Origin of the sequence: Janthinobacterium sp. NFX145 (assembly GCF_049810325.1) — a bacterium.
Taxonomy (GTDB): domain Bacteria; phylum Pseudomonadota; class Gammaproteobacteria; order Burkholderiales; family Burkholderiaceae_D; genus Janthinobacterium; species Janthinobacterium rivuli.
Map to the genome: position 1 here is coordinate 1,141,082 of NZ_CP187360.1, position 17,403 is coordinate 1,158,484.

13 protein-coding genes are annotated in these 17,403 nt (G+C 66.1%); 4 read left to right on the forward strand and 9 right to left on the reverse strand.

Going from position 1 to position 17,403, the window contains the following annotated elements; genetic code table 11:
- Positions 1 to 49: 49 nt before the first annotated feature.
- The gene (locus ACPJXG_RS05055) at positions 50 to 1,675 is read left to right on the forward strand and encodes a methyl-accepting chemotaxis protein (RefSeq protein WP_425253605.1); all 1,626 of its coding nucleotides are present in this window, start codon (positions 50 to 52) and stop codon (positions 1,673 to 1,675) included.
- On the opposite strand, the gene ACPJXG_RS05060 is transcribed toward ACPJXG_RS05055, so the two are convergent.
- Complete coding sequence (locus tag ACPJXG_RS05060; RefSeq protein ID WP_425253606.1) at positions 1,672 to 3,837, reverse strand: TonB-dependent siderophore receptor; 2,166 nt, start codon at positions 3,835 to 3,837, stop codon at positions 1,672 to 1,674. The two genes, ACPJXG_RS05055 and ACPJXG_RS05060, sit on opposite strands and share 4 nt — an antisense overlap.
- A 408-nt stretch (positions 3,838 to 4,245) precedes the next feature.
- On the opposite strand from ACPJXG_RS05060, the gene ACPJXG_RS05065 reads away from it, so the two are divergent.
- Positions 4,246 to 6,060, forward strand: a complete 1,815-nt coding sequence (locus tag ACPJXG_RS05065; RefSeq protein WP_425253607.1) for a putative bifunctional diguanylate cyclase/phosphodiesterase — start codon at positions 4,246 to 4,248, stop codon at positions 6,058 to 6,060.
- Here ACPJXG_RS05065 and ACPJXG_RS05070 read toward each other — a convergent pair.
- The 8 genes from ACPJXG_RS05070 to ACPJXG_RS05105 form a co-directional block, all read right to left on the reverse strand.
- Positions 6,051 to 8,498, reverse strand: a complete 2,448-nt coding sequence (locus ACPJXG_RS05070) for a TonB-dependent siderophore receptor (protein WP_425253608.1) — start codon at positions 8,496 to 8,498, stop codon at positions 6,051 to 6,053. The two genes, ACPJXG_RS05065 and ACPJXG_RS05070, sit on opposite strands and share 10 nt — an antisense overlap.
- A gap of 77 nt (positions 8,499 to 8,575) precedes the next feature.
- On the reverse strand, positions 8,576 to 9,529 hold the full coding sequence (locus tag ACPJXG_RS05075) for a FecR domain-containing protein (protein WP_425253609.1): 954 nt from the start codon (positions 9,527 to 9,529) through the stop codon (positions 8,576 to 8,578).
- Complete coding sequence (locus ACPJXG_RS05080) at positions 9,526 to 10,047, reverse strand: sigma-70 family RNA polymerase sigma factor (RefSeq protein ID WP_217916700.1); 522 nt, start codon at positions 10,045 to 10,047, stop codon at positions 9,526 to 9,528. The genes ACPJXG_RS05075 and ACPJXG_RS05080 overlap by 4 nt, the downstream gene beginning before the upstream one ends.
- Positions 10,048 to 10,058: 11 nt before the next feature.
- Positions 10,059 to 10,412: a DUF3325 domain-containing protein gene (locus ACPJXG_RS05085; RefSeq protein ID WP_425254718.1), complete on the reverse strand. Its 354-nt coding sequence runs from the start codon at positions 10,410 to 10,412 to the stop codon at positions 10,059 to 10,061.
- Positions 10,412 to 12,034, reverse strand: coding sequence for a PepSY-associated TM helix domain-containing protein (locus ACPJXG_RS05090; RefSeq protein WP_425253610.1), 1,623 nt, complete (start codon positions 12,032 to 12,034; stop codon positions 10,412 to 10,414). Before ACPJXG_RS05090 ends, ACPJXG_RS05085 begins: the two co-directional genes overlap by 1 nt.
- Positions 12,031 to 12,366 (reverse strand): DUF3649 domain-containing protein, encoded by a 336-nt coding sequence (locus ACPJXG_RS05095; RefSeq protein ID WP_425253611.1) that lies wholly within the window; start codon positions 12,364 to 12,366, stop codon positions 12,031 to 12,033. Before ACPJXG_RS05095 ends, ACPJXG_RS05090 begins: the two co-directional genes overlap by 4 nt.
- 2 nt (positions 12,367 to 12,368) lie before the next feature.
- Positions 12,369 to 13,115: a DUF4198 domain-containing protein gene (locus ACPJXG_RS05100; protein ID WP_425253612.1), complete on the reverse strand. Its 747-nt coding sequence runs from the start codon at positions 13,113 to 13,115 to the stop codon at positions 12,369 to 12,371.
- 51 nt (positions 13,116 to 13,166) lie between these two features.
- Positions 13,167 to 15,431, reverse strand: coding sequence for a TonB-dependent siderophore receptor (locus ACPJXG_RS05105; RefSeq protein WP_425253613.1), 2,265 nt, complete (start codon positions 15,429 to 15,431; stop codon positions 13,167 to 13,169).
- Here ACPJXG_RS05105 and ACPJXG_RS05110 point away from each other — a divergent pair.
- Together ACPJXG_RS05110 and ACPJXG_RS05115 are read left to right on the forward strand one after the other, a co-directional pair.
- Positions 15,430 to 15,663 (forward strand): hypothetical protein, encoded by a 234-nt coding sequence (locus tag ACPJXG_RS05110; RefSeq protein ID WP_425253614.1) that lies wholly within the window; start codon positions 15,430 to 15,432, stop codon positions 15,661 to 15,663. The two genes, ACPJXG_RS05105 and ACPJXG_RS05110, sit on opposite strands and share 2 nt — an antisense overlap.
- A gap of 84 nt (positions 15,664 to 15,747) precedes the next feature.
- Positions 15,748 to 17,379, forward strand: a complete 1,632-nt coding sequence (locus ACPJXG_RS05115) for an alpha-D-glucose phosphate-specific phosphoglucomutase (protein ID WP_425253615.1) — start codon at positions 15,748 to 15,750, stop codon at positions 17,377 to 17,379.
- Positions 17,380 to 17,403: the final 24 nt, after the last annotated feature.

Sequence of the window (17,403 nt, forward strand, 5' to 3'; positions counted from 1 at the left end):
TTTGGTGGCGCCTTTGTTGCCATCCTGTTCTTGCCGCCGGGAGAAACACATGCAACTTGCGAATCTGAAAATCTCCGTCCGCCTGGGTCTGTTGGGCGCCTTTTTCTTTCTTGCGCTGGTGTTCGTTGGCGCGCGTGGCTGGAGCGCGCTCGACGCGGCCAGTGTGCGCAGCGCGGACGCCATGCAGCGTTCCGTCGCCCTGACGGAAGCGGTCGACGCGGCGCGCAGCGCGCAAGTGGAATTCAAGATCCAGGTGCAGGAATGGAAAAACATCCTGCTGCGCGGCGGCGATGCGGCCGCTTTCCAGCGCTACCGCGAAGCGTTTGTCGCCAGCGGTGCGCAGACGCGCAAGGAATTGAAAAGCCTGCAGACGATGATGGCCGCGCTGGGGCTCGACACGGCGCCCGTGGAGCAGGCGCTGCAGGCGCATGACGCGCTGGGCGTGAGCTACCTGGCGGCGCTGCAAAAGTTTGATGGCGCGCGCGCCGACAGCGCCCACACTGTCGATGCGCTGGTCAAGGGCATGGACCGCGAACCGACGCGCCAGATCGACGCCATCGTCGCCGCCATCGGCAAGCAGTCGCACGCCCTTATGGCGCAGATGAAGGAGCGCGATGCGGTCGCGCACCGCAGTGCCAGCATCGCCATGCTGGCCACCGTGCTGCTGACCCTGGTCGTCGGTACCGTCACCGTGTGGTGGCTGATCCGCAGCATCACGGTGCCGCTGGGTGCTGCCGTCGGCATCGCCCAGCAAGTGGCGGCCGGCGACTTGCGCGCCGTGGTGGCCGACGGCAGCCGCGATGAAATCGGCGACCTGCTGCGCGCCTTGAAAGCGATGAGCGGCAACCTGGCCGCCATCGTGGGACGGGTGCGCGCCGGCACGGACGCCATCGCCACGGCGTCCGCTGAAATCGCCAGCGGCAATATGGACCTGTCGTCGCGTACGGAAGAGCAAGCCAGCTCGCTGGAAGAAACGGCTGCCTCGATGATCGAGCTGACGTCCACCGTGCGGCAGAATAACGACAACGCGGATCAGGCGCGCCAGCTGGCTGGCGGCGCGGCCGACGTGGCGCAGCGCGGTGGCGAGGCCGTGGCGCAGGTGGTGCAGACCATGAGCCATATCAACGCCTCGTCGAAGCGCATCGTCGACATCATCGCCGTCATCGACGGCATCGCCTTCCAGACGAATATCCTGGCCCTGAATGCGGCCGTGGAAGCGGCGCGCGCGGGCGAGCAGGGACGCGGCTTTGCCGTCGTGGCGACGGAAGTGCGCAACCTGGCGCACAGGTCAAGCGCGGCGGCCATGGAAATCAAGCAGTTGATCGGCGCATCCGTGCGCACGGTGGAAGAGGGCAGTGTGCTGGCTGGCCAGGCGGGGCGCACGATGGACGACGTGGTAAGCAGCGTGCAGCGCGTCAACGCCATCATCGGCGAGATCGCCGTGGCCAGCGTGGAGCAGCGCGACGGCATCGAGCAGATCAGCATCGCCATCAGCCAGATGGATGGCGTGACGCAGCAGAACGCGGCCCTCGTGGAGCAGGCCGCCGCCGCCGCGGACGCGCTGCAGCAGCAGGCGGCCAGCCTGGCCGACGCCGTCAGCATCTTCAAGCTGCATGCGGCGCCGGCACTGGCGCCGCATGCGGAACTGAAACCGGGCCGGCTGGCGCTGGCTTAGAACGTGTACTTCGCCGTCAGCACGGCGCTGCGCGGATCGCCGAATGCATTGCCGCTGTCGATGCTGCTGATGGCCTGGTAGTAGCTGCGGTCGAAGACGTTGGTCACGCTCAGGCGCACGTCGAGCTGGCCGTTCACTTGCCAGCCCGCGTTCAGGTCGGCCACCGCGTAGCCGCCCTGGCGGATGGCGCTGTTGGTCTTGTAGATCTGGTTCTGCGCCCGCAGCGCGCCGCCGACGCGCCACGCATCGGACAGGCGATAGCTGGTGGACAGGCGCAACAGGCGGCTGGGGCGCTCGGCTGCATAACGCGCGCCTGCGGCATTGCTGCCCTGTGCCTTGGCGTACTCGGCCGTGTTGTAGGTAAAGCCCGCGCTCATCTGCCAGCGCGGCGTCAACGCGCCGGACACGCTCAGCTCGAACCCATCGCTGCGTACTTCACCGGCCGCCTCGGAACATGACAGCAGGCCGGGGCCGCACTGCGTCAGCGGCAGCGCTGTCGCCAGGTTCTTTTGCACGATGCGGAACACGGCCGCCGAGGCATTCAGCGCGCCGCCGAAGTATTCGCCCTTCACGCCCGCTTCCATGTTGATGCCCGTGACGGGATCGAGCAGCACGCCATGCCTGTCGACGGCGCTTTGCGGATTGAAGATGCTGGTCCAGCTGCCGTACAGCGAGTGCTGGGCGTCGATGTCGTACACCAGGCCTGCATATGGCGTGACTTCCCGGCTCACCTTGTAGCCAGAGCGTGCACCCGTAAACGTATTGATGGCGCGGTAGTCGTACCAGTCGACGCGGCCGCCCACCAGCAGGGCCAGCGGATCGGCCAAGCTGAAGCGGGCCGTCGTGTAGACGCCCGTCTGCTTCGTCTTGCTGTCCTGGCCATAGTAGAAGGTGCCGATCGCCGGTTTCACGGGCGCGCCCGTATCCCAGTTCACGGGGCTGAAGGTATAGCTGTAGTCGGGCACCGACTTGTAGCCCTTGTCTTCGGTATCGCGCGTGCGGTAGCTGGCGCCGAAGACGATTTCATGGCGGCGGCCCAGCAGGCTGAAAGGACCTGCTGCCTGCGCATCGACAATGCGTTGCTGGCGGTCGTAGACAAAGGCGTTGGCCGCGCTGAGGCGGAACAGATTCGTCTTCGGCACGCGGGCGATGCCCGTGACGACGGAGTCGAGTTCGTCCTGCAGCGCCTGCGCCGCCAGTTTGACCTTCCAGCCGTTGCCCAACCGGTGTTCGAGTTCGGCGAACAGGCGCGTGTTTTTCTTGTTCCAGAAGGTCCAGTCGGGCGCGTTGTTGGCCGAGCGGTCGAGCGGCAGGAAACTGCCATCGAGCGCCGTCGGCAAGCCGTACCACGTGGAGCCGGGATTACGCTCGTCGTTGACGTGAAAGCCCACGCTCAGGGTCGTGTCGCGCGACAGGTCGGCGTCGGCGGTGGCGTAGAGCAGGGCGCGCTTGTGGCGGTAGTTCGAGATGAACGTGTCGGTATCCTGGTAGGCGGCCACGGCGCGTCCGCGCAGGCTGCCCGCCTGGTTCAGCGCGCCGCGCGCATCGACTTCGCCGCGGTAGTCGTGGTAGCGGCCGACGCTGCCCGTGAGCGACACCTCGTTCTGCGCCGTAGGGCGCTTGCGCACGAAATTCATCGTGCCCGACGGGTTGCCCACACCATTCATCATGCCGGCCGCGCCGCGCAGGATTTCGACCCGGTCGTACATGGCCAGGGTGGCGAAACCCAGGGTGTCGCCGTCGGCCGACATGGTCAGGCCGTCTTCCGTGAAATTGCTGATCGAGAAACCGCGCGAATAAAAGCTGGCGCGCTCGGTGGCGCCCTTGTTCAGGCTCAGACCCGGCGTGATGTTGGCGATGTCCTCGACCGAGCGGATATTCATGTCGTCCATTTGCTGGCGCGTGACGACGCTGACCGATTGCGGCGTCTCGCGCATGGACAGGTTCAGGCGTGTGGCCGCGGTCATGCTGCCGTTGGTGTAGGAACCGCTGCCTTCGGTGGTGGCGGAGGCGGCCTGCGCGTTGACGCGCACCTCGGGCAGATTCTGTTCCTGCTGCTGCGCCTGGCCATGGGCCGGTGCACCCAAGGTGCCGAGAATGGCCGCGGCCATGAGGGTCGGCGCCAATGCGGCGGCCTTTCGCTGTGCGCTGTGGTTTGTCATTGACTGCTCCCGGTGTCGCGATGATGTGGTGGATGAAGCAGGCGGATGCCTGTTTCACAATATGCGTCGCTGGGGAGAGTGTTGCGCCTGGCTTGCCTGGCCATGCCGCTGCTGTCCTGGCCTGGGCGCAGGAACTCAGATGAATGGAGTTGAATCTCAATAATGAGAATCATTCTCATTTTAGTGCGGCGCAGCAATTGTTGCAATAATTGGTGAGATTGCCTGTGGGAGGATTGCAACAGTGATGACGCCTCGCCGTGATTGACACCAGTCAAGCGGCGCCCGATCAGGCAAATATCGCGCCAAAATTCTTATACTATTTCCTTTCCGCATGGTTCTGCGCCCGGCCGCATGGCGCGCGTTGCAAAGGAAAAGCATGTCTTCCATCTCTTGCCTGACGGGTGACGCATGACGGCGCTGCTGCTGGCGCTGTGCCTGACCCTCGCCGTGGTGCTGAGCGTGCTGCTGGCCTGCCAGTGGCAGGCGGCGCGCACGTGGCGCCTGCGCCATGCGACCGGCGTGGTGCTGCAGGCGGCGCAGGCGCAACGCATGGCAGAGGCGCTGGCGCTGCTGCACGCATTGCCGGCGGCCGTCGTCGGCACCGACCACGCTGGCGTGGTGCGCTACCTGAATCCCCGCGCCAGCGCCATGGGCGGCCGGCTGGGCGACGATGGCCTGGGCCAGCCCGTGACGCAGCTGCTGCCCCTGTTCCATGACGGCACGCCCGTCGATGCGGCGCGCCAGGTGCGCGATTGCGTGGCGCGGCAGGAAGTGCTGGAAGTGGCGCGCGGCGCCGTGCTGCTGCGCCACCTAGACGGCAAGCGCATCGACGTGCAATACAGCTGCGCGCCGCTGGCGCAAGGCGGCGCGGTGCTGCTGCTGCACGATGTGTCGGCGCGCCGGCGCGCCGAGCAGCAGCTGGAATTCATCGCCCACCACGATGGCTTGACGGGCTTGCCGAACCGGCTGCATTTCCAGATCCGCTTCGAGCACGGCATCGCCTACGCGCGCCGCCACCAGGGCTTGCTGGCCGTGCTGTTCGTCGACATCGACCGCTTCAAATCCATCAACGACAGCCTGGGGCACGATGTGGGCGACCAGGTGCTGACGGAGTTCGCGCGCCGGGTGCAGCAGTGCGTGCGCAAGGTCGACACGGTGGCGCGCCAGGGCGGCGACGAATTCATCATCCTGCTGACGGAACTGCGCACGGCGCACGATGCCGAGCGGGTGGCCGAGAAAATCGTCGGCGCCATCGCCGCGCCCTTCGTCATCGGCGAATACAGCCTGTCGGTGGCGGCCAGCGTGGGCGTGGCCCTGTATCCGGACGACGACGACGACGTCAATGCGCTGATCGAAAAGGCCGACCTGGCCATGTATGCGGCCAAGCGCCACGCGCCCGGTACCTGCCTGCGCTACGCGCCGCGCATGCAGACGCAGTCGTATTCGCGCACCATCCTCGAGACGGCCCTGCGCCACGCGCTCGAACGCAACGAGTTCGCGTTGTATTACCAGCCGCGCATGGACTTGAAGACGCGCACGATCACGGGCGTGAAAGCGCTGCTGCGCTGGAAGCACCCGGAGCTGGGCCTGATGATGCCGCTCGACTTTTTGCCGGTGCTGGAAGAAAGCGCCCTGATCCTGCCGGTGGGAGCGTGGGTGATGGCCACGGCGGTGGAACAGGCACGCAGCTGGATCACGCAGGGGCAGAGGCTGACGGTGTCCGTCAGCCTGTCGGCGCGCCAGTTCTACCAGCGCGATATCGCGCGCAATTTCGCCGCCGCGCTGGAGGCGGCCGGCGTGCCGGGGCATTGCATCGAACTGGAAATCGCCGCCGGCATTCTGATCGACCGCAACCAGAACTGCGAACTGATACTGCGCCAGTTCCGCCAGCTGGGCATGGCGATTTCCATCAGCGATTTCGGCACGGGCGACGCTTCGCTCAACTACCTGAAACGCTTTCCCACGGATGCCGTGAAGATCGAAAAGTGTTTTGTCGACGACGTGGGCAAGCCCGGTGGCGACGGCGCCATGGTGCGCGCCATCGTGGCGATGGCGCGCACCATGGGGCTGCGCACCATCGCCGGCGGCGTGGAAAGCGGCGAGCAGCTGGAACTGCTGGCCGAGATGGGCTGCGACGAGGCGTTTGGCTACTATCTGGGCCGCGCCATGGCGCCCGAGGGCATCGAGGTGCTGCTCAAAACGAGTGAAGCCATTCAGAACTGATAGCGCAGCGACAGCATGGCGTTGCGCGGATCGCCGTAGTAGCCGCCCATGCCCGTCGAATAGTACTTTTTGTCGAAGACATTGTTGACGTTCAGGGTCGCCAGCAGTTGCTTGCTGACCTGGTACTGCGCCATTAGTCCCGCCACCGCATACGCCTTCTGCGTGAAGCGTTCGCCGTTCGGCCCGCGGTCGTCCGTGTAGATATCGCTCTGCCAGTTCACGCCGCCGCCCAGCACCAGGCCCGGCACGCCTTGCGCCAGGCGCCAGGTGGTCCACAGCTTGGCCATGCTTTGCGGCTGGTTGGTCTGGATGCGTGCGCCGGCGGCATTGCGGATGCGGCTATGGGCATAGCTGGCCGTCAGTTGCCAGTCGGGGCGCAGCTGGCCCGACACTTCCGCCTCGAAGCCACGCGTGGTGGCGCCTTTCACCGTGTGGTAGGCGTAGGAACCGCCGCCCGTGCCGATGATCCAGACATTGCCCGGATCGGCTTCGGCCAGGTTTTCCTGCTTCAGCTGGAAGAGGGCGGCGCTGGTGGTGAGCTTGCCGCCGAAAAATTCGCCCTTGGCGCCCACTTCGTAGTTCTTGCCCTCCAGCGGCGCCAGGAAGCGGCTGTTGACGTCGCGCTGGCTTTGCGGCGTGAAGATACTGGTGTAGCTGGCATACGCCGACCAGTGCCGGCCCAGGTCGTAGACGAGGCCCGCATACGGCGTGATCTTGCCGTTTTCGCGCATGGCGTCATGCAGGTCCGTGCCGTTGAAAAAATCGCTGCGGATGTCGCGCTTCCAGTACGACAGGCGCGCGCCCAAAATCACCGACAGCGCGTCCGTCGGGCGCAGGCGCAAGGTCGAATACAGGCCGCTTTCCTGTTCCTTGTCGTATGAGCTGCCCCGGCGCGTGCCGCTGTAGTCGGGCACCGGCATGGCGCCGTTCCAGGCGTGAATATCCGGCACCGTATGGTCATAGCCATCGAGGCGCCAGTTCGGATAGAGGGGGCTATTCGTCTTGAGTTCCGAAGCGCTCACGCCCAGCACCAGTTCGTGCTGGCGGCCGAAGGCCTGGAACGGGCCGCTGACATAGGCGTCGAGCGAGGTCTGTTGCGGCTTGCTGTGCCAGTTGGCCAGCCACAGCTTCATGCCACCGCCCGTCACGCGGTCCGGGTAGCCGTCGCCGGAAAAACCCTGCAAGGCGTCGTACTGGTTGCTGCTGCGGCTCACGGCCACCCTGGCGATCCAGTCGTTGTCGAAATAATGGTCGAGCGTGGCGAACAGCATGCTCTGTTCGCGGTCATACGTGCTCCACGCCGCCGTGCCGTTCATCGAGCGGGGGAAATGCGTCTGCGAGCCGTCGGCGTAGAACATGGGGAATTCACGCCCCGCGCCTTTCAGCTTTTCCTTCTGGTAGTTGATGCCGGCGCCGAGCACCGTCGATGGCGTCAGGTCCGCTTCGACGATGGCGTACAGCACATCCTTTTTCTGCTGGTAGCGGTCGATGAACGAGCGCTGGTCTTCATGCGCGGCGACGATGCGCGCGCGCACCTTGCCGTCCGCCGTCAAGGGCGTCGAGACATCGCCTTCGATACGGTAGCGGTCCCACGAACCGAGCTGCGCGCCGGCCGTGGCGGCAAAGCTGCGGTCAGGACGTTTGCGCACCAGGTTGACGGCGGCCGACGGACTGCCCGTGCCGCTGATCAGGCCAGTGGCGCCGCGGATGATTTCGACCCTGTCGTAGATGGCCATGTCGTAGGTGCGCGCTTCCAGGCTCTTGCTGGTCGGGATGCCGTCGAACATATACGACGTCACTTCGAAGCCGCGGGAAAACACCTGGTCGTATTCGCGCGTGCTCGAGGAATGGTCGACCGTGATGCCGGGCGACTGCACCAGCACGTCCTGCAAGGTGCGCAAGCCCTGGTCTTCGATTTGCTGGCGCGTGATGACGCTGACCGCTTGCGGCGTTTCGCGCAGCGACAGGTTCAGGCGCGTGGCGCTGGTCAGGCCCGCATACCCGCGCTTGCCTTCCGTGGTGCCGTCGCGCAGGGCGCTGGAGCTGACGGCCACTTCGCCCAGGGTGGCGGCGATCGGCGCGGCGGGCAATGCCGCACCCGCCTTGCGCAGCACGTAGCTGCGTTCCCCGCTGGGCAGCGCTTCCAGGCCCGTGCCGGCCAGCAGGCGGGCCAGCGCCTGCGGCACCGTGTAGCTGCCGCTCAGGCCAGGCGTGCGCACGCCTTGCAGCAGTTCGGCCGCGGCGCCCACGCTCACTTTTGCTTCGATGGCAAAGCTGGCGATGGCGGCGGACAGCTCGCCCGCCGGCACGTGGAACGCCGTTTGCGCGGCGGCTGGCGCGGTGGCATCGGCGGCCATGGCCGGCGCCTGCGCCAGCGACAGCAGGATCACGGCGCTGCCGATGGCGCGCGCGAGGGGAGTCAAACGGGGTGGGTGCATGGTGTGGCCTTTCCGGTGAGTGTCGTTGTCGTACTTACAGGACAGGCCATGCCGAAAAAAGGGGCCAAATTTCACGATTATTTTTTGCGGGCCACGAGAGTGACCCAGTACGGGGTGCGGTACAGCACGTCGACGGGCAGCATGTGCGCCAGACTGTCCAGCACGGCGTCCGTGTCGTCGAGCTGGAAGGCGCCCGTCAGGCGCAAGCCCGCCACTTGCGGTTCCACGCGCAGTAGGCCGGGACGGTAGCGTGACAGCTCAAAAGCGAAGGCGTCGAGGCGCATGTCCTGCGCCGCCAGCATGCCGTGCGCCCATGCATCGGCTTGCAGCGGGGCCGGCGTGGGCAGGCCGGCGTGGCTGGCGTCGAAGCGGCTGTGCTGTCCCGCCACGAGCGTGCGCACGGTGGCCGAGGGCGCGCGCGGCGTGATTTCCACCGCGTGTTCAAGCACCGTCACGCGGCTGGCGTCGTCGTCGACGCGCACGGTGAAGCGCGTGCCCAGCGCGCGGATGCGGCCATGGCAGGTGGCGACGATGAAAGGGCGGCTGCCCGCATGGTCGGAGCGCGTCTGCACCAGCACTTCGCCGCGGCGCAGGGTCAGCAGGCGTTCACCGGCGCCATACGCCACGTCGACGGCGCTGTCCGTATTGAGCACCAGGGTGCCGCCATCGGGCAAGGACACCTCGCGCCGTTCGCCCATGCCGCTGCGGTAATCGGCCAGCATCTCGTGACGCACCAGCAGCCAGGCGGCGGGCGCCGCCATCAGCGCCAGCAGCACTTGCACGGCCACGCGGCGTTGCGGCCTGCGCAGCACGGGCACGGCCAGCTCCGGCGGCAGCAAATTCGCCGTCTGGCTCACCTGCCGCACCCGGTTCCAGGCGCGCGCATGTTCCGGGTCGCGTGCGCGCCACTGGGCGCTGGCGGCCAGGTCGTCCGGCGTGGCCTGACCCGACTGCTCCAATAAATACCATTCGACGGCCTGGCGCGCCACCTTGCGCGACAGCGGCGGAGATGGCGAAGCGGCCGCGCTCATGCCGGCAAGTCCTGCGCCAGCAGCACGCATTCGGTCAGCGCCTCGGCCATGTAGCGCTTCACGGAGCGTTCGCCGATGCCCAGCTGCGCGGCGATGTCCGCATAGGCATGGCCTTCGATCTGCGCCAGAATGAAGACGGCGCGCACCTTCGGTTTCAGGCCATCGAGCATGGCATCGACGGCTTGCAGCGCCTGCAGGATTTCCACGCGCCGCTCGGTCGATGGCACATGCTGTTCGGGTAGGGCGGCCAGCGCATCGGCCCACGCGCGTTCCAGCGACTGGCGGCGCAGGTGGTTGATCAGCAGGTGCTTGGCGACGGTCGCCAGGTAAGCCTTGGGTGCGCGCAGGGCCGGCGTTTGCGGCTGCATGGGCGCGCCGGCCAGCAGGCGCGTGTAGGTGTCCTGCATCAGGTCGGCCGCCTCGGCGGCATTGCCCAGGCGCCGTTGCAGCCAGTGCGCCAGCCAACCGTGGTGTGCGCGGTAATGGCTTTCCAGTTGCGTGGACAGCAGGGGTGGCATGGCCATCATCGTTACCGTACTGCCAGCACGACGGCGGCCAGCAAGGCCGCCACGCCGATCATGCGCGCCAGGCGCATGGCCTGGTGCGGCGCATACGGCAGCAGCCAGATCAGCAGCAAGCCGCAGCCCGTCAGGCTGCCGACCCAGTAGACGAGGCCATAGCCGCCGCCGGCGATGTGCATGGCCCAGGCCAGGCCGGCCGCCAGCGCCAGCCAGCCGGCCCACTGCAGGCGGCGGCGCAGCGGCGCGGGCGGTTCGGCGCCGCGTCCGTGCAAGTCGGCGTAGTGGCGATCCATCGCCAGGCACAGCGAAGACAGGCCCGCGTAGCACAGCGCGAAGACGAGAAAATTGGCTAACAGTTCCATCACGCGGCCTCCATCGTTTGCGCCGGTTTCACCGGTGCCGCCTTGGCCGCCTTCACGGGCAGCGGTTTCAGTTTGTACGCCGCATACGCGAGACCGAGGCCCAGTACCAGCACCACCAGGTCGAAGGCGGCCACCGCCACGGGGCCGCGGCCCAGGAACAGGGTCACGCCCAGGTGCGAATCGGTCGTGAAGACGTTCAGCACGGGCAGCGACGCCAGCAGGAAAGCGCCGGCGGCCAGCTGCATGCGCCACATGGCGCGCGAGGGGCGCAGCTGGGCGATGATGGCGGCCAGGGCCCAGGCGCCGAAGAAGCAGGCGATTTCCTCTTTTGGCCGGTCTTCCATCGTCACCGACAGCAGGCGGTTGGCCCAGAAGTAGGCGCCAAAGGCGATCGGGAGGCCGGCTATGGCGCCGATGTTGAGCGCCTCGACCAGGCGCAGGCCGAAGCTGGCGCGCTTGCCGGCGGCCAGCGCCTTGGCCTGCTTCTGGCGCGTCTTGACGGCCCACAGCAGGGCGCCCGTGGCGACCATGGCGCAGCCGGCCAGGCCGGACAGGAAGAACAGGGCGCGCAGCAGCGGGCCGCCGAAATGCGCGACGTGCAGTCCCACCATCACGCCTTGTGTGGCGGCCGCGCCGGGCTGCGCCTCGCCGTCGCTCGACAGCAGTTTACCGGACACGCCATCGAATTCCATCGACGGCTGCTTCGACGACATGTCGCGTCCACCGGCGCGCGTCAGTGAAATGGTGGCGTTGGCGTCGCCCGGGTGATTGACGGAGATGCGCTCGACCTTGCCGCCGCCCCAGTGCTGTTCCGCCTGGCGCACGAGGGGCGCCAGCGGCGTCAGCGGCGCGGCCACGCCGGCCGGCTTGCTGTCGCCCGAGCGGCCGGGGAAGGCTTCGGCGAAGAAGGTATCCTGGTCGCCCTTGTAGGCGGCCGTGACGCCGGAAGGCATGTACAGGAACATCAGCGTGACCAGGCCCGTGTAGGTGATCATGATGTGATAGGGCAGGGCCAGCACGGCCGTCACGTTGTGCGCGTCCAGCCACGAGCGCTGGCCCTTTTTCGGCCGGAAGGTAAACAGATCCTTGAAGATGCGCTTGTGCGTGACGATGCCGCTGATGATGGAGACGAACATGAACATGGCGCAGAACCCCACGATCCAGCGGCCCCAGATGGCCGACATGTAGTGCAGGTCGAAATGCAGGCGGTAGAGGAATTCGCCGCCCCGCGTCTCGCGCGGCTTCGATAGCACTTCGCCCGTGGCCGGGTCGGCTTTTTCGCTATGAAAATTGCCGCGCCGGCCGCGTTTCTTTTCGCCCGGTTTCGAGGGTTTGCTCCAGCCCAGTTGCGTGGACGGGCTGCGCTCGCCGGGCAGGCTGATGAACCAGCGCGTGGCGCCGTCTGCCCGTTCTTGCATCGCTTGTTGCGCGACCTTGGCCGCTTCCTCGGTGCTTACCTGGCTGGCGGCGGCGCCGTGCAGTTCGGGCTGCATCCACAGCGTGATTTCATTGCGGTAGTAGCTGGCCGTGCCGGCGCAAAACACCAGCAGCAAGATCCAGCAGACGAGCAGGCCGGACCAGGTGTGCAGCCATGCCATCGACTGGCGGAAACCTTCTTTCATGCGAGACTCCAGGATAGTGCGTCCATCGACTGCAGGATGGCGGCGATGATGGCGGCCGGGATCAGCAGGCCCAGCCAGGCGCGCAGGGCGCTGCGCGTGGCGAAGACCCACAGCACGGCGCAGGTGTAGATGGCAAACGACAGCAGGGTGGCCGTCATGACGGCTTCGGAGCGGGCCATGGGCAGGCTCACCGACAGCAGCATGGTGACCAGCGCGGCCAGCACGTAGCCGCCGACGATGGCCGCCACGCTGCGCGAGGCCACGCCGAGGCGGTAGATCGCCCCGGCGGACAGGCGCAGGCGCGCGATTTTAATGATGGCTGGCGCTGGCATGCTCAGTCGTGTTCCTTGCTCGGTGGTACGGCCGGGCCGGCCGGCAGCGGCGTTACGCCTTGCGGCTGCACCAGGCTCAGGGTCGTAACGAACATGGCCTTGTCATAGGCTTGCGCGCCGCGCTGGCCGGCCGTCTTGTCCGTGTGCTGCACTTCCAGCACATAGGTGCCCTTCCATGGCAGCGGGAAGCTGACCAGGCCTTGCGCATCGCTCCACGCTTCCTTGCCCCAGCCCGACTGCACCACGGCGTTGACCTTGGCCTGCGCCAGCGGCTTGCCCTGGTAGCTGACCTGGAACTGGCCTGCTTTGCCGGTCGGCACGAGATCCAGGGTCAGGGCCGGTGCTTGCGCCTTGCCGTCGGCGATCAGGCGCGCGGCCGGGACCCACACGGTGCGCGTGCTCTTGCCATCCTTCTTCTCTTCCCACGACGGGTAGTTGTCTTCCTCGACGATGATGCTTTCGCCGGCGCCCGCCTTGCCATTGAGGATGAAGGCGCCGGCCGTCTTGCTCGCCTGCAGCGGCTGCGCGCCCTTGGCCGACACCCACGTCACGTTCCTGATGCTGAACTTGTCGAGCAGGCCGGGCGACGCTTCGCGCAGGTTGTCGCCGAATTCGCCGAAGTACACGCTGGCCGCCTTGCCGTCCTGCTGCAGCCAGATCTGGTGCGCGCTGGCCGTGCCGGAAACGAGGGCCGCGCCCAGCAGGGCGGTGGCGAGGGCGCCGAGGCGCGCGATGGAAGTGAGGTGCATGGTGTATCCCTTATCTTTTTATGTGGATGGAAAATCGGCTCGCATGGTGCATCAGTACTGGTAACGCAGGTTCAGCGCCACGCTGCGCGGTTCGCCGTAATAGCCGCCGCTGTAGAAACCCACGCGGCGGAAATAGCTCTTGTCGAGCGCATTGTTGACGTTCAGGGTAGCCGCCAGCTTGGGACTGATCTGGTAGTGCGCCATCAGGTTGAACAAGGTGTAGCCGCCCTGGCTGACGATGCCGCGCTTGCCGCCCGGCAGGGCGACGTTGGTGGCCCAGATCTTGTTCTGCATGTTCAGGCCGCCACCGATGCTCAGGTTTTGCCATTCGCCGGGCAGGCGGTAGGTAGTCGACAGGCGCAGCAGATTGGTGGGCTGGATGGTATTGACGAGTACACCCTTGGCATTTTTCGACTTGCCGTGCGTATAGCCAGCGAACAATTGCCAGCCGCTCAAAGGCGTGCCCGACACTTCTACTTCATAGCCCTTGTTGGTGTTGCCCTTGCCGGTCGAGGCATACGGACGGCCGCCATCGGGAAGCTGGAAAGCGGGCGGCACGGACATGTCTTCATCGCCCAGGTTGTCCTGCTTGGCTTCGTACACGGCAAACGAGGCGTTCAGGGCGCCGTCGAAGAATTCGCTCTTCACGCCCGCTTCCACGTTGCTGCCGGTGATCGGGTCGAGGAAGGCGTTGTTCTTGTCCTTCAGGTTTTGCGGCTTGAACAGGTCCGTGTAGCTGGCGTACAGCGACGTGCTCTTGCTCACGTCGAGCACCAGGCCCGCATATGGCGTGACGACATCGTCCGTCTTGTAGGCCGAGCTGCGCTTCACAAAATTGCCTTTGCTGTCGTAGCCGTCGTTATACGTTTCCCACTTGGAGATGCGCGCGCCGGCCAGCACCTTGAAGTTGTCGGTGACATTGACGCGCGTGGCGATGAAGGCGCCCGACTGCTTGGTGGTGGCGACGTCGCGCGCGCCCGTGCGCAGCAGGGCCGGCTCCGGAACGTCGCCATTCCAGTTGCGGAAGTCGGGAATGATTTCCGAGAATGGCAGCGGCTTTTCGAACGATGCCTCGTTCGTCGTGCCCTTGCGCTTCCAGCCGTTCACGCCCAGCATCAGGTCATGCCGGCGGCCGAACAGGGGAAAGGTGCCGTTGGCCGACAGGTCGAAGTTGTCCTGCTTTTCATCGTAGGGGAAGGTGCCGCTCCAGACCGCCAAGCCGCTGCCGTCCTGCTTGGGAAAACCGCTGCCGCCGAAGAACAGCTTGCCGTTCGAGGAACTGTCCAGACGGCCATAGGCGGCCTTGACCTTCCAGTCGTTGGCGAAGCGGTGCTCGAGGTAGACGTATTTGTTTTCGAATGCCCGTTCCCAGCTGCTCCACTTGGCCGCCATGTTGAATGAACGGGGCATGTTGGCCGGCGTGCCGTCCGCGAAGAACAGGGGCGTGGTGCCCCAGCTCGTGCCTTTCGGCGTGTTCTTTTGATAGTCGATGCCGGCCGTCAGCAGGGTATCCGGCGTCAGATCCGCCTCGACGATGACGGCGCCCACCAGCTTGCGTTCCTGGTACAGGTCCATGTAGGAATGGCGGTTCTGGCCTGCCACCACGACTCTCCCGCGGATGCTGCCATCGGCATTCAACGGCGCGCTGATGTCGCCTTCGAGGCGGACTTTGCTCCACGAGCCCACCGTCAGGCCGGCCGAGGCGGCGAATTCCTTGCCGGGGCGCTTGTGCAGCATATTGATGGTGGCCGACGGATCGCCATTGCCGCTGACCAGGCCCGTGGCGCCGCGCACGATTTCGATGCGGTCATAGATGGCCGTGTCGAACAGCGCATTGCTGCCGGAATTGACGGCCACGCCGTCGATCTGGTAATTGCCGATGGAAAAGCCGCGCGCGTAGAAATTGGTGCGTTCGCTATCGTTTTCCTGCACCGTCACGCCCGTCGACTGCACCAGCACATCGGCCAGGCTGTTCAGGCCCATGTCGTCCATGCGCTGGCGCGTTACCACGGAGACCGATTGCGGTGTTTCGCGGATCGACAGGCCCATGCGCGTGGCCGTGCCCATCTGTTTGGTCGTGTAGGAGCCCGTGTTTTCGGTCGATGCCTTGTCTTGCTGGCCCAGCACCTTGATTTCGCTCAAGGTGGCTTCCTCGGGCTTGGCCGGGACTTCAGCGGCCAGGGCCGCGCCCGCACCCAGCGACGCCATCAGTAATGCCGAATGCACGGCGGTGACCAGGGGACGCAGGGCAATCTTGTCAACGGGTAGGGAAAACGGGCCGGCAACCATGCCGGCCAGCGAACGTGCTCGCGCCATGAAACATCCTTCTTCTCGACTGCCGCCGTCGTGCGGCTGGCTTTTTTTGGGTATGGAAGGCTTGCTTGGCAGGGATGCCTGGCTGGCGCAGCGTGTCATCCAGCTGCGCATCAGCCGGTGGCTGCGTGCTGGCTCTGGCGAGAGCCTAAATGTGAATGAGAACTATTCTTATTATAGTGTGGGGTTGCGAGACATGCAAGGGAGAGGTGCGGCATTGCTGCAGCCAGCTTAAGCGGTTTACCGCACCGTGGCAGACGTACAACGCTTTGCCCTGCAGCCAGCATCGGTTAACATGGGAAGTTAATAAGGAGGCAAGATGGCTATACAAATCATCAATACGGCGCCGGTGGCCGGCCAGCGGCCTGGCACCTCGGGCCTGCGCAAGAAGGTGGGCGTATTCAGCCAGCCGCAGTATCTGGAAAACTTCGTGCAGAGCGTGTTTGACACGCTGGGCGACTGCCGCGGCCAGACCCTGGTGCTGGGCGGCGACGGGCGTTACTACAACCGCGCGGCCATCCAGACGGTGCTGCGCATGGCGGCCGCGCATGGCTACGCGCGCGTGCTGCTGGGGCAGGGCGGCATTTTGTCGACGCCGGCCGTCAGCTGTGTGATTCGCAAGCATGGCGCCAGCGGCGGCCTCATCCTGTCGGCCAGCCATAATCCGGGCGGCCCCGATGGCGATTTCGGCATCAAGTACAACATCGCCAATGGCGGCCCGGCGCCCGAAAAGGTCACCGAGGCCATCTACGCCTGCACGCAAGGCATCGCCGAATACCGCATCAGCGACGCGGCCGACATCGACCTCGATGCGCTGGGAGTGGCGCGCATCGAGCAGATGACGGTCGAAGTGATCGATCCGGTGCTTGATTACGCGGAACTGATGCAGCAGCTGTTCGACTTCGACGCCATCCGCGCCCTGTTCGCGGGCGGCCTGCGCCTCTGCTTTGACGGCATGCACGCCGTTTCCGGCCCGTATGCGACGGCCATCCTGGAAGGCATGCTGGGCGCGGCTAAGGGCAGCGTCATCAACGGCGTGCCCCTGGAAGACTTCGGCGGCGGCCATCCCGACCCGAATCCCGTCAACGCGCACGAGCTGATCGCCATCATGGCTGCCGACGATGCCCCGGACTTCGGCGCCGCCTCGGACGGCGACGGCGACCGCAACATGATCGTCGGCCGGCGCTTCGACGTGACGCCCTCGGACAGCCTGGCGATCCTGGCCGCCAACGCCACGCTGGCGCCCGGCTACCGCGACGGTTTGAAAGGCATCGCCCGCTCCATGCCGACGTCGGGCGCGGCCGACCGGGTCGCTGGCGCGCTGGGCATCCCGTGCCACGAGACGCCGACAGGCTGGAAATTCTTCGGCACCTTGCTCGACGCGGGCATGGCCACCCTGTGCGGCGAAGAAAGCTACGGCACGGGCTCGAACCACGTGCGCGAAAAAGATGGCCTATGGGCCGTGCTGTTCTGGCTCAACCTGCTGGCAGAGAAAAAACAATCGGTGGAAGAGATCGTGCGCGCGCACTGGGCGGAATATGGCCGCAATTACTATTCGCGCCACGACTACGAAGACATCGACAGCGCCAGCGCGCAGCAGCTGATGGAGGCCGTGCGCGGCCAGCTGGCCGCCTTGCCGGGCCAGGTGTTCGATGGCTACACGGTGGCGCTGGCCGACGACTTCAGCTACACGGATCCGGTCGACGGCTCCGTGGCGACGCAGCAGGGCATCCGCATCATCATGACGGACGGCGCGCGCATTGTGCTGCGCCTGTCCGGCACGGGCACCGAGGGCGCCACCCTGCGCCTGTACCTGGAGCGCTACGAAGCCGATCCGGCCCGGCACGATATTCCCACCCAGGAAGCGCTGGCGGGGCTGATCGCCGTGGCGCAGCAGCTGGCGCAGATCCGCGAGCGCACGGGGCGCGATGCGCCGACGGTGACGACGTAAAAAAAGGGCGCCCGAGGGCGCCCT

Excerpts from the sequence above, each read along its gene's own strand:
- ACPJXG_RS05055 (WP_425253605.1), top strand. The coding sequence starts at position 50 with ATGCAACTTGCGAATCTGAAAATCTCCGTCCGCCTGGGTCTGTTGGGC.
- ACPJXG_RS05060 (WP_425253606.1), bottom strand. The coding sequence starts at position 3,837 with ATGACAAACCACAGCGCACAGCGAAAGGCCGCCGCATTGGCGCCGACC.
- ACPJXG_RS05065 (WP_425253607.1), top strand. The coding sequence starts at position 4,246 with ATGACGGCGCTGCTGCTGGCGCTGTGCCTGACCCTCGCCGTGGTGCTG.
- ACPJXG_RS05070 (WP_425253608.1), bottom strand. The coding sequence starts at position 8,498 with ATGCACCCACCCCGTTTGACTCCCCTCGCGCGCGCCATCGGCAGCGCC.
- ACPJXG_RS05075 (WP_425253609.1), bottom strand. The coding sequence starts at position 9,529 with ATGAGCGCGGCCGCTTCGCCATCTCCGCCGCTGTCGCGCAAGGTGGCG.
- ACPJXG_RS05080 (WP_217916700.1), bottom strand. The coding sequence starts at position 10,047 with ATGCCACCCCTGCTGTCCACGCAACTGGAAAGCCATTACCGCGCACAC.
- ACPJXG_RS05085 (WP_425254718.1), bottom strand. The coding sequence starts at position 10,412 with ATGGAACTGTTAGCCAATTTTCTCGTCTTCGCGCTGTGCTACGCGGGC.
- ACPJXG_RS05090 (WP_425253610.1), bottom strand. The coding sequence starts at position 12,034 with ATGAAAGAAGGTTTCCGCCAGTCGATGGCATGGCTGCACACCTGGTCC.
- ACPJXG_RS05095 (WP_425253611.1), bottom strand. The coding sequence starts at position 12,366 with ATGCCAGCGCCAGCCATCATTAAAATCGCGCGCCTGCGCCTGTCCGCC.
- ACPJXG_RS05100 (WP_425253612.1), bottom strand. The coding sequence starts at position 13,115 with ATGCACCTCACTTCCATCGCGCGCCTCGGCGCCCTCGCCACCGCCCTG.
- ACPJXG_RS05110 (WP_425253614.1), top strand. The coding sequence starts at position 15,430 with ATGAAACATCCTTCTTCTCGACTGCCGCCGTCGTGCGGCTGGCTTTTT.
- ACPJXG_RS05105 (WP_425253613.1), bottom strand. The coding sequence starts at position 15,431 with ATGGCGCGAGCACGTTCGCTGGCCGGCATGGTTGCCGGCCCGTTTTCC.
- ACPJXG_RS05115 (WP_425253615.1), top strand. The coding sequence starts at position 15,748 with ATGGCTATACAAATCATCAATACGGCGCCGGTGGCCGGCCAGCGGCCT.